The 14,703-nt window shown below is 64.0% G+C and carries 10 protein-coding genes and 1 rRNA gene; 6 read left to right on the top strand and 5 right to left on the bottom strand.

All coding sequences use genetic code 11. The features are described 5' to 3' along the window. The first annotated feature begins 182 nt into the window (after positions 1–182). Positions 183–295: ribosomal RNA gene (rrf, locus tag AC07PE_RS08270) — 5S ribosomal RNA — on the top strand. A 73-nt stretch (positions 296–368) separates the two neighbouring features. On the opposite strand, the gene AC07PE_RS08265 is transcribed toward rrf, so the two are convergent. The 4 genes from AC07PE_RS08265 to AC07PE_RS08250 all read right to left on the bottom strand — a co-directional run bounded on the left by AC07PE_RS08265 (position 369) and on the right by AC07PE_RS08250 (position 5,414). Then, positions 369–842, bottom strand: a complete 474-nt coding sequence (locus tag AC07PE_RS08265; RefSeq protein WP_498762924.1) for a YbhB/YbcL family Raf kinase inhibitor-like protein — start codon at positions 840–842, stop codon at positions 369–371. A 61-nt stretch (positions 843–903) separates the two neighbouring features. After that, a complete protein-coding gene (locus AC07PE_RS08260) occupies positions 904–3,195 on the bottom strand; it encodes an alpha-amylase family glycosyl hydrolase (RefSeq protein ID WP_498762922.1) in 2,292 nt (763 codons plus the stop codon). A 153-nt stretch (positions 3,196–3,348) separates the two neighbouring features. Next, complete coding sequence (locus AC07PE_RS08255; RefSeq protein ID WP_498762920.1) at positions 3,349–4,803, bottom strand: DHA2 family efflux MFS transporter permease subunit; 1,455 nt, start codon at positions 4,801–4,803, stop codon at positions 3,349–3,351. Between the two features lie 53 nt (positions 4,804–4,856). After that, positions 4,857–5,414 (bottom strand): acyloxyacyl hydrolase, encoded by a 558-nt coding sequence (locus tag AC07PE_RS08250; RefSeq protein ID WP_498762918.1) that lies wholly within the window; start codon positions 5,412–5,414, stop codon positions 4,857–4,859. Positions 5,415–5,505: 91 nt separating this feature from the next. On the opposite strand from AC07PE_RS08250, the gene AC07PE_RS08245 reads away from it, so the two are divergent. Then, positions 5,506–6,432: an NAD(P)-dependent oxidoreductase gene (locus tag AC07PE_RS08245; RefSeq protein WP_498762916.1), complete on the top strand. Its 927-nt coding sequence runs from the start codon at positions 5,506–5,508 to the stop codon at positions 6,430–6,432. Here AC07PE_RS08245 and AC07PE_RS08240 read toward each other — a convergent pair. Then, positions 6,429–7,625, bottom strand: coding sequence for a M20 aminoacylase family protein (locus AC07PE_RS08240; RefSeq protein WP_498762914.1), 1,197 nt, complete (start codon positions 7,623–7,625; stop codon positions 6,429–6,431). The two genes, AC07PE_RS08245 and AC07PE_RS08240, sit on opposite strands and share 4 nt — an antisense overlap. A 125-nt stretch (positions 7,626–7,750) precedes the next feature. Here AC07PE_RS08240 and AC07PE_RS08235 point away from each other — a divergent pair, with 125 nt between their 5' ends. From AC07PE_RS08235 to AC07PE_RS08220, 4 genes are all read left to right on the top strand, one after another. After that, positions 7,751–9,841, top strand: a complete 2,091-nt coding sequence (locus AC07PE_RS08235; protein ID WP_498762912.1) for a molybdopterin-containing oxidoreductase family protein — start codon at positions 7,751–7,753, stop codon at positions 9,839–9,841. 30 nt (positions 9,842–9,871) lie between these two features. Then, positions 9,872–10,999, top strand: a complete 1,128-nt coding sequence (locus tag AC07PE_RS08230) for an aminopeptidase (RefSeq protein WP_498762910.1) — start codon at positions 9,872–9,874, stop codon at positions 10,997–10,999. 155 nt (positions 11,000–11,154) lie between these two features. Beyond that, positions 11,155–12,837: a long-chain fatty acid--CoA ligase gene (locus tag AC07PE_RS08225; RefSeq protein ID WP_498762908.1), complete on the top strand. Its 1,683-nt coding sequence runs from the start codon at positions 11,155–11,157 to the stop codon at positions 12,835–12,837. Between the two features lie 105 nt (positions 12,838–12,942). Further along, on the top strand, positions 12,943–14,616 hold the full coding sequence (locus AC07PE_RS08220; protein ID WP_498762905.1) for a long-chain-fatty-acid--CoA ligase: 1,674 nt from the start codon (positions 12,943–12,945) through the stop codon (positions 14,614–14,616). The last annotated feature ends 87 nt before the right edge of the window (positions 14,617–14,703 follow it).

Here is a 14,703-nt window from a genome sequence, read left to right as displayed (position 1 = left end):
GGTGTGGAAGTGCAGTAATGCATTAAGCTAACCAGTACTAATTGCCCGTACGGCTTGTCCCTATAACCTTGGCAGTCTACAAGCCAGGTAATGACAGCTGTTTGTTGAACAGACAGATACAAAACTACTTCTTCCGGATTCAGGGTGGCGTCGAATTGACGACGATACCCGTACAGTTTATGCCTGATGACCATAGCAAGTCGGTACCACCCCTTCCCATCCCGAACAGGACCGTGAAACGACTTTGCGCCGATGATAGTGCTGCAACCAGTGTGAAAGTAGGTTATCGTCAGGCTAATTATTAAGCAGAGCCCGTTCAGTCAAAGACTGAGCGGGCTTTTTGCTTTTCTGCGCCCGAAAACACCCCCTCATTTTTTCTGATACGTCCCGATCAGCTGCCCCTGCGCCAGCACGTGACCATTCATCGCCTGTTCCAGCTCGGCCTTGGTGGGATGGCCGAGATCGGGCAAAACCACATCCAGGGCATACAGCTTGTGCACATAGCGATGACGTCCCGTCGGTGGGCAGGGGCCGCTATATGCGCTTTTCTTCCAGTCGTTCATGCCCGTGCGCGTACCCGGCGGCAGGTCGGTGCCGCGGATGCTCGAGGGCAGGCTGGCTGCAGATGCGGGAATGTTGTAGAGCACCCAGTGCACCCAGGTCATCTTAGGCGCCGCGGGATCCGGCGCATCCGGATCGTCGATGATCAGGGCGAAGCTTTTCGTTGCCGGCGGCGCGCCCGACCAGGACAGGGCGGGCGCGGAATCGGTGCCGTCGCAGGTGTGGATGGCCGGAATACTGCCGCCGGCGTCGAAGTCGGCCGAGACGAGAGACAGGCTCATGGCGATGTCCTCCCCAAACTGGATTGGACATCGCCCGCCCGTCCGCGTTGCAGATGCCGGCTTACTTCGCGATCAGGACCAGGGTGCCGCGGCCGCACAGGCCATAGCTGGTGTTCTCGCCGCCGACCGCATCTTCGGAACCCGGTGCACGCACCTGGCTCGTGCCCTCGGCCCAGGTGCAGGTATCGGTCACGCGATACCAGCTCTTGCCGGTGCCTGGCCATGGCAGCACGAAGTTGACCTGGGCGCTCCAGGCATTGTGCGCCACATAAATCGCCGAGGCCGAATCGCCGAACTCGCTGCCGTCGATCCTCCAGGCGATCGCATGGTTATTGCCATCGTTGAAGTAGGTGGAATCGGCCACGCTGCCATCCGGCTTGAACCAACGCAGCTGCTCCATCACGTTGCCGTTGGTGTCGGTGGAGGCATAGAAGTTTGCGGGGCGCAGTGCCGGGTGGGCCTTGCGGAACGCGATCATCCGCTTGCTGAACTCCTCGAAATTGTTCTGGTCCGTGGTCCGCGTCCAGCCCAGCCAGTTTGCGCTGGAGTCCAGGTTGTAAGGGTTGTTGTTGCAGTTCAGGCTGCGCAAGGCTTCGTCGCCGCCCACCATCATCGGCGTGCCGGCCGAGATCATCATCAGCGCCAGGCCATTGCGTGCCGCCTTGCGCTGATCTGCCGCGATGCCGCCCTGGTCCCAGCTGTTGTTGTTGTCCTCGCCGCCGTCGCTCGGGCCATAGGGCCAGGCCTGGCTATTGCTCTTGCTGTTGCAGCGGTACAGGTCCTTCAGCGTGAAGCCGTCGTGCGCCGTCATGAAGTTGATCGAGTGCCAGGGCTTGCGGCCATCGTCGCCGTACAGGTCGGAGGAGCCGGCGAAGCGGCTTGCCATCTGGCCGGTGGTGACCGTGACCGATCCCAGCTTGTTCTGGGCCTGGCGCACCGTGTCGCGGTAGGCGCCATTCCACTCCGCCCAGCCGCTCGGGAAACCGCCGACCTGGTAGGAGTTGCCGCCGATCGCCCAGGGTTCGGCGATCAGGTCGACGCCCGTGCCGCCGCCTGCAGGCCGCGGTGGCAGCTCGGCCACGATGCGGTTCAGCGCGTTGCCCGAGTCCATCTTGTCGAAGTTGTAGCAGCCGTGCTGGCAGGTGTTGCCGAGTACCGAGGCCAGGTCGAAACGGTAGCCGTCCACGCCCAAGGTATCGCGCCAGTAAGCCAGCGAGTCCACGATCAGGTTCTGCGCAACCGTGTTGCGCGTGTTGTAGTTGCCGCCGACGCCGGTGTTATCCCAGGAGTTCTGGAAGTCCGAAGTCAGGCTGTAGTAGGTCGGGTTGTCCAGGCCGCGCATGCCCATCACGTTATAGGTCGTCTTGTCGGTCGAGGACCAGGCATAGCCTTCGCCGGTGTGGTTGTAGACGACGTCGATGAACACCTTGATGCCCTGGTCGTGGAAGGCCTTCACCATTTCCTTGAACTCGCGGGTCGGGCCGCCGGCCGTCTTGTCGTAGGCGTAGCGGCGGTCGGGCGCGAAATAGGCCAGCGTGCTGTAGCCCCAGTAGTTGTCGCCGGACGTGCTGGTCGGGTCGGAGTCGTTGGTGTCGTTCTGGGTCTCCTGCACCGGCAGGAACTCGACCGCCGTCACGCCCAGGCTGGCCAGGGCTGCGGCCTTCAGTCCCGCACCCTTGTAGGTGCCGCGGTAGGCGGCGGTGATGCCGGTGTCGTTCATGGTCAGGCCGCGCACGTGGGCCTCGTAGACCACGTCGTCCTTCAGCGCGCGGGTGGGCTTGGTGCCGATCGACTGCGTGTCGCCGGCCAGCACGATGCCTTTCGGCGCCAGCGAGCCGCTGTCGATGTTGCGGTAGGTCGCGCCGCTGGCGTAGATCGTGCCGTTGGTATTGGTCGGCGTGGTCGGGTCGTGGCTCATCTCCAGCGCGTAGGGATCGAGCAGCAGCTTGTTCGGGTTGAAGCGGTTGCCGTTGGCGTCGATGTCGCTGATGAAGCCGGTGGCCGAGCCCTTGGTCCAGGCGCTGTTGTAGGGCCAGTTCGGCCCCCAGGCGCGGTAGCCGTAGTAGATCGTGCCGGTCAGGCCCAGGCTGGTCAGGGTGGTGGAGGGCAGCGTGACGCTCCAGATGCCGCCCGTGCCCAGGGTCATGACGTAGCGTCCCTTTTCGACGGCGCCGGTGGCCGCGCTGTACAGGTAGAGCTCGATGCGGGTCGCGCGGCTCGAGTAGACCTTGAAGGTGAGATTCGCCTTGGTCGCGTCGTAGCTGGCGCCGAGCTTGTTGGGATTGATGGCTGCCGAGGCGGGGTTGGCTGCAAAAGCGCCGGCAAGGGCGAGCGCGGTCACTGCCGCGCTCAAGCTGCTCCGAAAGTGCATAGATTTGTCTCCGATATCGTTATCGATTTTGTATCCCGACTACATGAACGGCCGGGCTTGCTGGAGAATCTACGCTCAGCAATATCGAGAGTCAATCGTATGCGAGTAGTTTTACTACTAGTTAGCGCTAGCGATCTACGCCTGGGACAGCGGCGCCGAATCCTGCGCGGCCGCTTCTTCCTTCACCTGCGGCTTGCCCCGGCTGATGCTCTCGCCGTCGCTGCGGCGCAGGCGCCAGAACACGAATGAAGACAGCATTGTCGTGATTGCCAGCGCCAGAAAGGCGTGATGCAGGGCCGCGGTTACCATCACCTGGTTGGTCTGCGGCACGCGGCCCAGGAACCAACCCGTCACCAGCGAGCCGCTGGCCAGGCCGAAGCTCATCGACAGCTGCTGAAAGGAACTAGCGATCGTGCTGGCCATGCTCGAGTCCTGTTGCGCGACGTCGGCATAGGCCAGGGTGTTCATGCTCGAGAATTGCAGCGAATTGAAGAAGCCCTGCAGCAGGCCGATGCCGGCGATCGCGTACCAGGGCGTGCCCGGGCCGACCAGCGCGAACAGCGCGATCGTCAGGCCGATGCAGATCGTGTTCACCACCAGCACTTGCCGGTAGCCGAAGCGCGCCAGGACCTTGGGCGCGATCAGCTTCATGCCCATCGCGGCGGCCGCGGTCGGCATCATCAGCAGGCCCGACTGCCAGGCCGGCAGCTTGAGGCCCAGCTGGTACAGCAGCGGCAGCAGGAAAGGCAGGCCGCCGATGCCCAGGCGGGTAATGAAACCGCCCAGCACGGAGATGCGGAAGGTGCGGACTTTCAACAGGGCCAGCCGCAGCAGCGGGTGCTCGCGCTCGTTCGCATGCCAGACATAGGCCGCCAGCAGGGCCACGGACAGGCCCAGCATCAGCATCATGGTCACCATGTCCAGCGTGTGCTCGCCGAAGATTTCCAGCAGCCAGGACAGCAGCGCCGTGCCCGAGCTGAACAGGATCAGGCCGATCACGTCCAGCGGGCGCGGCTCGGCGCCCTTGTAATCCGGCATGTAGCGGTGCACGAGGAACAGCGCCAGCAGGCCGACCGGCACGTTGACGAAGAAGATCGCGCGCCAGGAACTCAGGTGCACGATCAGGCCGCCGACTGTGGGCCCGAGCAGCGGGCCGATCAAGGCCGGCAGGATCACGAAATTCATCGCGCCCAGCAGCTCGCTCTTGGGGAAGGTGCGGATGATGGCCAGGCGCCCGACCGGCATCATCATGGCGCCGCCCAGGCCCTGCAGCAGGCGCGCGACCACCATCATCTCGGCGTTCACCGACAGTCCGCACAGCACCGAGGCCGTCGTGAAGATGCCGATCGCCGTGAAGAACACGCGCCGGGTGCCGAAACGGTCGGCCATCCAGCCGCTGACAGGAATGCCGACGGCAAGGCTGAGGATGTAGCTGGTGACGACGGACTTGAGGCTCAGCGGCGTGACGTTCAGGCTGGCCGCGATGCTGGGGATGGCGGTGTTGACGATGGTGGCGTCGAGCTGCTCCATGAACAGGGCAGTCGCCACCAGCCAGGGGAGGTAGCTCTTGACGGTGCTGGTATCGGTCATTGGGAGATTGTCACACAAATCCCAATGAGCCGATTTCAAGCGGACGGCGCAGCTTAGTAGTGATAAGTCGCCTTCACCATCAACAGATTCACGCCGCCATTCGGCTTCTTGAAACCGCCGTTCGAATAGTGCTGCAGGCGTGCGCCCAGCTCCCATTTGTTGGCGAACACATAGCCCACGCCAACGTGGTCGGCGAATTCATAAGCGGTCGACAGCTGGCGGTGGGTGTTGCGGTACACGTCCGAGAACAGGGCCGCGCCGATACCCGCGTCGGCATAGAAGCCCAGCTTGTTGTCGGCTTCCCAGCGGAATACCGGGGTGAGGCCGATCACGGCCAGGTTGTGGCGATTGCCCGGCACGTCCAGCCACTGGTTGGCGCGCCAGTAGGCGATGTTGGCATCCCAGTAGCCCGACAGGTGATAGCCGCTGGTCGGGAACCAGTTCTTGTTCCAGTCCTTCTGGGCCGACAGGCGCAGAACCTGCACGTGCTCGCCGCCGCCGGCTTCCACGGCGTAGGCATCGACCAGGCCGTTCTGGGCGTGGCTGGCCTGGGCGGCGAACAGGGCCGCCACGGCGGCCATCGAGGTAGCGAGTTTCTTGGTGGAGAACATCTTCTTCCTTTGTTGTCGATTGACGAATCCCGCTATTTTAACGAGGTCCGCGTTTTGGCGTGGCCGGTCCATCAATTGTTAGAATCGAAGCATGGAAAACGACACCACCACACTCCCGACCCTGGCGTTCCTCGGAATCGGCCTGATGGGCAAGCCGATGGCGACCCGGCTGGCCAGGGCCGGCTATCCGCTGCGCGCCTGGAACCGCACCCAGGCGAAAGCCGACCTCCTGCGCGGCGCCGGCGCCCGGCCCTGCGCCCGGCTGGAGGACGCCGTCAAAGGCGCTTCCATCGTCATCTCGATGCTGGATGCCGGGCCGGTGGTCGGCCAGGTGCTCGATGCCGCGCTGCCTTTTCTTGCCCCCGGCAGCTTGTGGATCGACATGAGCTCGACCCGCCAGGACGAAGCGCTGGACTTCGCGGCACGGCTGCAGCAGGCCGGCTGCCGCTTCATCGATGCGCCCGTGTCCGGCGGCGTGCTGGGCGCGGAAGCAGGCAGCCTGGCCATCATGGTCGGGGCCGATCCGGCCGACTTCCTCGCAGCCCAGACTGTGCTGGGCACGATGGGCGGACCGAAGTGCGTGGGACCGGTCGGCAGCGGCCAGGTCGCCAAGCTGTGCAACCAGCTAATCGTCGGCGCGACCATCAATATCGTCGCCGAGGCCCTGCTGCTGGCCGAAGCCGCGGGCGCCGATCCGGCCGCGGTGCGCGAGGCGATCCGCGGCGGCTTTGCCGGCAGCCGCGTGCTGGAGGTGCACGGCCAGCGCATGCTGGAGCGGAATTTCGTGCCGGGCGGGCAGGTCAGGACCCAGCTCAAGGACCAGCGCAATATCCTCGCCGCGGCAGACGCGGCCGGCGTCCGACTGCCGGTCACTGAACTGGTTACGCGGCAGTACGAAACGATCGAAGCGGATCTGCCTGCCGCCGATCACGCGGCCGCCCTGATCGCGCTGGAGAGAATGAATCCGGGCAAGCGTCTCGGCGAGCTTGCCGACACACTGCCCGTCAGTAAAGCCTAGGCGGCGGCAGGCAAACTCATCTCGACCAGCCTGACCCAGTAGCTGGCGCCGATCGGCAGCAGCTGGTCGTTGAAGTCGTAACTGCCGTTGTGCAGCTGGCAAGGCCCGAGCCCATGGCCGCCCAGGCGGTGGTCGCCATCGCCGTTGCCGAGGAAAACGTAACAGCCCGGTTTGGCCTGCAGCATGAAGGCGAAATCCTCGGCGCCCATGGTCGGTTCGACATTGGCGTCGACGTTTTCCGCGCCGACCACCGCCTTCATGGCCTCGACCGCGAAGGCCGTCTGCTCGGGGTGGTTCACCAGCGGCGGGTAATTGCGCTTGAAGGAGAAATCCACGCCCGCGTTGAAGGCTGCCGCGACACCCTGGGCAATCTCTCCCATGCGGCGCTCGACCAGGTCCAGCACCTCGGTGGTGAAGGTGCGCACCGTGCCGATCAGGACCGCGTCGTCGGGGATCACGTTGGTGGCGCTGCCGGCGTGGATCTGGGTGATCGACAGCACGGCGGTGTCCAGCGGGTTCTTTTCGCGCGAGACGATGGTCTGCCAGGCTTGTGCAATCTGCACCGCCACCATGACGGGATCGATGCCGCGGTGCGGCTGGGCGGCGTGGGCGCCTTTGCCCTTCACGACCACACGGAATTCGTTACTGGATGCCATCATGGGCCCGGCGACCACGCCGAACTTGCCGGCGGCCATACCCGGCCAATTGTGCAATCCATACACGGCATCCATTGGAAAGCGTTCGAACAGGCCATCGTCCATCATGCGGCGGGCGCCGGCGCCGCCTTCCTCGGCTGGTTGAAAGATCAAGTAGACCGTGCCGTCGAAGTTGCGGTTCTGCGACAGATAGTGGGCTGCACCCAACAGCATCGTTGTGTGTCCATCATGACCGCAAGCATGCATCTTGCCCGCATGGCGCGACGCGTGATCAAATGTGTTGAGTTCCTGCATCGGCAGCGCATCCATGTCGGCGCGCAGGCCGATCGCGCGCTCCGAGCTGCCGTTTTTGATGATGCCGACGACGCCCGTGATGCCGAGGCCGCGCACGACCTCGATGCCCCAGCCGGCAAGGCGGCTGGCCACGACGTCGGCGGTGCGTTGTTCTTCGTAGCAGAGTTCGGGATGCGCGTGGATGTCGCGGCGGATCGTTTCCAGTTCCGCCTGCTGCGCGATGATGGGTTCGACAAGTCTCATACGTTCTCTCCCTGTATTTTTGAATATTGTAGCCCTTCCGCAGCAGACCTTGCCAGTACCGGCACAGGGGCCGCGGGAATCGTCTAAACTATTGGTTTCTCGACGTTTTTTCCGGATCTGATTCGATGACCAAGACCCTTGTCAGGGCAGCATGCCCGCACGATTGCCCCGATACCTGCGCCATCCTCGTCACCGTGGAAGATGGCGTCGCGACGGAGGTCAAGGGCGATCCGGATCACCCGACCACGGCCGGGGTGCTGTGCACCAAGGTCGCGCGCTACGTCGACCGTACCTACCACCCGGACCGCCTGCTCACGCCCATGCGCCGCGTCGGCAAGAAGGGTGAGGGCAAGTTCGAGGCCATCAGCTGGGACCAGGCCCTGGAAGAAATTGCGGCGCGCCTGAAGCCGATCGCGGAACGCGACCCCCAGGCCATCCTGCCCTACAGCTATTGCGGCACTATGGGCCTGGTGCAGGGCGAGGCGATGGCCATGCGCTTCTTTAACAAGATCGGCGCCTCCTTCCTCGATCGCACCGTGTGCGCGACCGCCGGCACCACCGGCTACAAATACACCATTGGTGGTTCGATCGGCACCGACATCGAACAGTTCCAGGACGCGAAGTTGATCCTGATCTGGGGCGGCAACCCGATCGCCTCCAACCTGCATTTCTGGATGCGCGTGCAGGAAGCCAAGCGCCGCGGCGCGAAGCTGATCGCCATCGATCCCTACCGCTCGCTGACGGCCGAGAAGTGCCACCAGCACATCGCCGTCATGCCGGGCACCGACAGCGCGCTGGCGCTGGGCATGATGCACGTGCTGGTCAAGGAAAACCTGCTGGACCATGACTACATCGCGAAACACACGGTCGGCTTTGCGCAGCTGAAGGACCGCGTGGCCGAATGGACGCCGGAGCGCACCGCCGAGACTTGCGGCATCACGGCCGAGGAAGTGGTGAACCTGGCGCGCGAATACGGCCAGACCGCCATGCGCGGCGAGCCGGTGGCGATCCGCATGAACTACGGCCTGCAGCGCGTGCGCGGCGGCGGCATGGCGGTACGCAGCATTGCCTGCCTGCCGGCGCTGGTCGGCGCCTGGCGCCATGCAGCCGGCGGCGTGCAGCTGTCGACCTCGGGCTCCTTCCCGTCGAACAAGCTGGCATTGCAGCGCCCGGACCTGCTGCGCGGCCGCCTGCCGGATGGCCGTACCCCGCGCACCATCAACATGAACACCATCGGCGACGACCTGCTGAAGGAAGCATCGCCCGGCTTCGGCCCGAAGATCGAAGCCGTCATCGTCTACAACGCGAACCCGCTGGCGATCGCCCCGGATTCGTCGAAAGTACAGCGCGGCTTCGAGCGCGAAGACCTGTTCACCGTGGTGCTGGAACACTTCCAGACCGACTCCGCCGACTACGCGGACATCCTGCTGCCGGCCACCACCCAGCTCGAGCACGTCGACGCCCACCTGGCTTATGGCCACCTGTACATGATGGCGAATAACGCGGCCATCGCGCCGCTGGGCCAAGCGAAACCGAACACCGAGATCTTCCGCCTGCTGGCAAAAGCCATGGGCTTCGACGATCCAGCCTTCGATGAAACCGACGACGAGCTCGCCGCGCAAGCCTTCAACAAGCAGGACGCGCGCGCCGTGCACTTCGACTGGGAATCGCTGAAGCGCACCGGCTGGAGCAAGCTGAACATGCCGTCCGCACCGTTTGCGGAGGGCGGCTTCCCGACCCCGTCCGGCAAGTGCGAGTTTTATAGCGAATCGATGCTGGCGGACGGTCTCGACCCGCTGCCGAGCTACATCGCGAACTACGAATCCGTAGCATCCAATCCCGAACTGGCAGAGAAATATCCGTTGGCGATGATTTCTCCGCCGGCCAGGAACTTCCTCAACTCAAGCTTTGTCAATGTCCAGAGCCTCCGCGCTACGGAAGGTGAACCTCACCTGGACATCCATCCCGTCGACGCTGCTTCCCGCGGCATCGAGCACGGCGAGATGGTGCGCATCTTTAACGACAGGGGCTCGTTCGTCGCGCGAGCCCGTGTCACGCCCAAGGCGCGGGCCGGCCTCGTGGTCGGCCTGTCGATCTGGTGGAAAAAGCTCGCCAGCGACGGCAAGAACGCCAACGAAGTAACCAGCCAGCGCCTGACCGACATGGGCCGGGCGCCGACTTTCTACGACACGCTGGTGCAGGTGGAAAAAGCATGACCACAGGCCGCAGCATGAACCTTTTGACACATGAAACTTTCGCGATTTACCCCGCGGCTCCGCGCGGTGCTCCTCGTGGGCACGGCGGCGGGGCTGCTGGCCAGCTGCTCCACGCTGAACTACTACTCGCAGGCGGCCCAGGGCCAGCTTGAACTCCTGTCGGACGCCCGTCCGATTGACGACTGGATCGCCGACCCCGGCACCAGCTCCAAACTGCGCCTCCGCTTAGAGACGGCGCGCCAGATCCGCCGCTACGCTGTTAGCGAAATGTCATTGCCAGATAATGACAGTTATAAAAAATACGCCTCGCTGAAACGCCCCTACGTGCTGTGGAACGTGGTCGCCACGCCCGAGCTGTCGCTGCGCCCCCTGCAATGGTGCTTCCCGGTGGCCGGCTGCGTGAACTACCGCGGCTACTACAACAAGGACGCCGCCATGGCCTATGCCAAGGAGCTGAAGGCGGACGGCAACGACGTCGAAGTCGGCGGCGTGCCGGCCTACTCGACCCTGGGCTGGTTCAGCGATCCGCTGATCTCCACCTTCATCAACTATCCGGACGCCGAGCTGGCGCGCATGATCTTCCACGAACTGGCGCACCAGATCGTGTACGCGCAGGGCGATTCGCAGTTCAACGAATCCTTCGCCAGCACGGTCGAGGAGGTGGGCGTGGAGCGCTGGATGGAACGCTTCGGCAACCCGGGGATGCGCGATGCCTATGCGCGCTACAAGAGCCGCAAGCACGACTTCCTGGCGCTGCTGCTCAAGTACCGCAAGGCGCTCGAGCAGAACTATGCCGTGGTCGACCGCAGCGACAACGAAAAGCGCGCGGTCAAGGTGCGCCTGTTCCAGGAGCTGAAGGACGAGTACCAGGTCCTGAAGGGCAACTGGGGCGGCTACGCCGGCTACGACCGCTTCTTCGAGCAGCCGCTGTCGAACGCCCACCTGGCCTCGATCGCGACCTACGAAGACTTCGTGCCGGCCTTCCGCGCCTTGCTCAAGCGCGACGGCAGTTTTTCGCGCTTCTACAAGTCGGTCAGGCAGCTGTCCGAACTGGACCGCAGCGAGCGCCACCGCATCCTGAAGGCGCTGGTGCCGCCGGCGCCGAGCGCGCCGCTGATGGTGCAGCGCAGCGAAGCCCCGACCATGGGAGGGCGCTAGCGAAGAGGCTAGAATTCATGTTCGAAATGCAGTAAAAGTGCTTGCTATCGGGCTCGCTGCCCGATAGCATCATGGAAAACAAGTAAGCACGACCGTGCGTTTTTTTCGGTCGGGCCGCCGATACAGAATAAATACACTGGAGACAGAGGCACCCGATGGACAAGATTTGGCTCAAGTCGTACCCTCCCGGCGTTCCCGCGGAAATCGATCCCGACCAGTACGGCTCCCTGGTCCAGATGCTGGAAGAGTCCTTCCAGAAGTACGCAGGCAATAATGCCTTCGTCTGCATGGACAAGTTCATCACCTATGCGGAACTGGACAGCATGTCGAAGCGGCTGGCGGCCTGGCTGCAAAGCCGCGGCATGGCCAAGGGCGCGCGCGTGGCGGTGATGATGCCGAACGTGCTGCAGTATCCGGTGGCGCTGGCCGCCATCCTGCGCGCCGGCTATACGGTCGTGAACGTGAACCCGCTGTATACCCCGCGCGAGCTGGAGCACCAGCTGAAGGATTCGGGCAGCGAGGCCATCATCGTGCTCGAGAACTTCGCGCACACGCTGCAGCAGGTGATGGGCAAGACCCCGGTGCGCCACGTGGTGGTGGCGAGCATGGGCGAGATGCTGGGCGGCGCCAAGGGGATGCTGGTCAACTTCGTGGTCCGCAACGTCAAGAAGATGGTGCCGGAGTTCTCGCTGCCGAGCAGCGTGCGCTTCAAGGACGCGCTGGCGCAGGGCGCCAAGATGCCCTTCCAGCCGGCGCAGCTGAAGAACACGGACGTCGCCTTCCTGCAGTACACGGGCGGCACCACCGGCGTGTCGAAGGGCGCGACCCTGACGCACCGGAACGTGATCGCGAACCTGCTGCAATCGGAGGCATGGTCCTCGGTGGCGATGAACAAGCCGCCGGTGGTCGAGCATCCGACCATCGTGTGCGCACTGCCGCTGTACCACATCTTCGCGCTGACGGTGTGCGCGCTGTGGGGCATGCGGGTGGGCGCGCTGAACATCCTGATTCCGAACCCGCGCGACATCCCGGGTTTCATCAAGGAGCTGGGCAAGTACAAGTTCAATGCGCTGCCGGCGGTGAACACGCTGTACAACGCGCTGGTGAACCATCCGGACTTCAGGCACCTGGACTTCTCGGGCCTGAAGCTGTCGAACGGCGGCGGCATGGCGGTGCAGCAGGCGGTCAACGACCAGTGGAAGGCCGTCACCGGCGCCCACATCATCGAGGGCTACGGCCTGTCGGAGACCTCGCCGGTGGCCACCGCGAACCGCTGCGACATCTCGTCCTTCACGGGCACGATCGGCCTGCCGATCCCGTCGACCGAGGTGGCGATCCTGGACGACGACGGCAAGGAGCTCCCGCTGGGCAGCGTCGGCGAGATCGCGATCCGCGGCCCGCAGGTGATGGCCGGCTACTGGCAGCGTCCGGACGAAACGGCCAAGGTGATGGCGCCGGACGGCTACTTCAAGTCGGGCGACATCGGCGTGATGGACGAGAACGGGTACGTGAAGATCGTCGACCGCAAGAAGGACATGATCCTGGTGTCGGGCTTCAACGTCTATCCGAACGAACTGGAAGGCGTGATCGCGGCGCATCCGGGCGTGATGGAATGCGCCGTGATCGGCGTGCCGGACGAGCATTCCGGCGAGGCAGTGAAGGTGTTCGTGGTCAAGAAGGACCCGAACCTGACGGCCGAACAGCTGATGGACTACTGCAAGCGCGAGTTCACCGGCTACAAGAAACCGAAGTACATCGAGTTCCGCACCGAACTGCCGAAGACCAACGTCGGCAAGATCCTGCGGCGCGCGCTGCGCGAGGAAAAGCAGGCAGCATAAAGTTAGGTATGAACCCGTCGTCCCCGCGGAGGCGGGGACCCAAGGCAGAACTTGGGTCCCCGCCTCCGCGGGGACGACGTTTGTTGAATCAAGAAAGGTAAGAACATGGACAAATTCTGGCTGGATTCGTACGAGGCGGGCGTACCGTCGGAGATCGACTGGACCCAATACCGCTCCCTCACGCACCTGCTGGAGGAAGCCTTCCGCAAGTACGCGGACCGCCCCGCGTACGCCTGCATGGGCAAGTCCATGAGCTATGCCGAACTCGACAAGCTGTCCGGCCAGATGGCGGCGTGGCTGCAGAGCCGCGGCCTGCAGCCGGGCGCGCGCGTGGCCATCATGATGCCGAACGTGCTGCAGTATCCGGTGGCGATGGCGGCCGTCCTGCGCGCCGGCTACACCATCGTCAACGTCAACCCGCTCTACACCCCGCGCGAACTGCTGCACCAGCTGAACGACTCGGGCGCGGAAGCCATCGTGGTGCTGGAGAACTTCGCCCACACGGTGGCCGAAGTGGTGGCGCAGACCAAGGTCAAGCACGTCATCGTAGGCGCTATGGGCGACCTGCTGGGCGCGAAAGGCCTGATCGTCAACTTCGTGGTCCGGGCAATCAAGAAGATGGTGCCGGCCTGGTCGATCCCGAACGCGGTGCCGTTCAAGCGCGTGCTGGCGGAAGGCGCGCGCCAGACCATGAAGCCGGTCACGGTCGGCCACGACGACGTCGCCTTCCTGCAGTACACCGGCGGCACCACCGGCGTGTCGAAGGGCGCGGTCCTGCTGCACAAGCACGTGATCGCCAACGTGCTGCAGAACGAAGCCTGGTTCGCCCCGACGCTGGCCAAGGCCGGCGCCGACCTGCAGTTCGTGTGCGCGCTGCCGCTGTACCACATCTATGCGCTGACCGTGTGCGCGCTGCTGGGCATGCGCGTGGGCGGCATGAATTTGCTCATCCCGAATCCGCGCGACATCGGCGGCTTCATTAAGGAACTGCGCAACTACCGCATCAACGTCTTCCCGGCCGTGAACACCCTGTACAACGGCCTGCTGAACCACCCGGACTTCGCCGGCCTCGATTTCTCGGGCCTGCTGGTCTGCCCGGGCGGCGGCATGGCGGTGCAGAAGCCGGTGGCCGATAAATGGCTGCAGCTGACCGGTACGCCAATCGTCGAAGGCTACGGCCTGTCCGAGACCTCGCCGGTGGTCGCCGCCAACCGCTGCGACATCACCGGCTTCACCGGCACCATCGGCCTGCCGCTGCCGTCCACCGAAATCCGCATCCTCGACGAAGCCAGCAACGAAGTTCCGTTCGGCACCGCCGGCGAAATCTCGGTGCGCGGCCCGCAGGTGATGGCCGGCTACTGGCAGCGCCCCGACGAAACCGCCAAGGTCATGACCGCGGACGGCTTCTTCAAGACCGGCGACATCGGCATCATGAACGAGCAGGGCTATATCAAGATCGTCGACCGCAAGAAGGACATGATCCTGGTCTCGGGCTTCAACGTGTACCCGAACGAAGTCGAGGAAGTCGTGGCCGCGCACCCGGGCGTGCTGGAAGTGGCCTGCGTGGGCGTGCCGGACCAGCATTCGGGCGAAGCCGTGAAACTGTATGTGGTCAAGAAAGACAAGGCTTTGAGCAAGGAAGACCTGCTCGAGTTCTGCAAGGAGCAGCTGACCGGCTACAAGCGGCCGAAGTTCATCGAGTTCCGCGAGACGCTGCCGAAGACGAATGTGGGCAAGATCCTGCGGCGCGAGCTGCGGGACGAGAAGCAGACGGCTTAAGTTTCGGTAGCCATTGCATCGTCGTTCCCGCGAAAGCGGGAACCCATGCTGAGTATCAGGAATCGTCAATCAGAAAAGCCGGCTGAA

This window comes from Telluria sp. GW821-FHT07G12 (assembly GCF_059418525.1).
The sequence above is the reverse complement of the archived record's forward strand: the minus strand, read 5'-3'. Positions and strand labels throughout refer to the sequence as shown.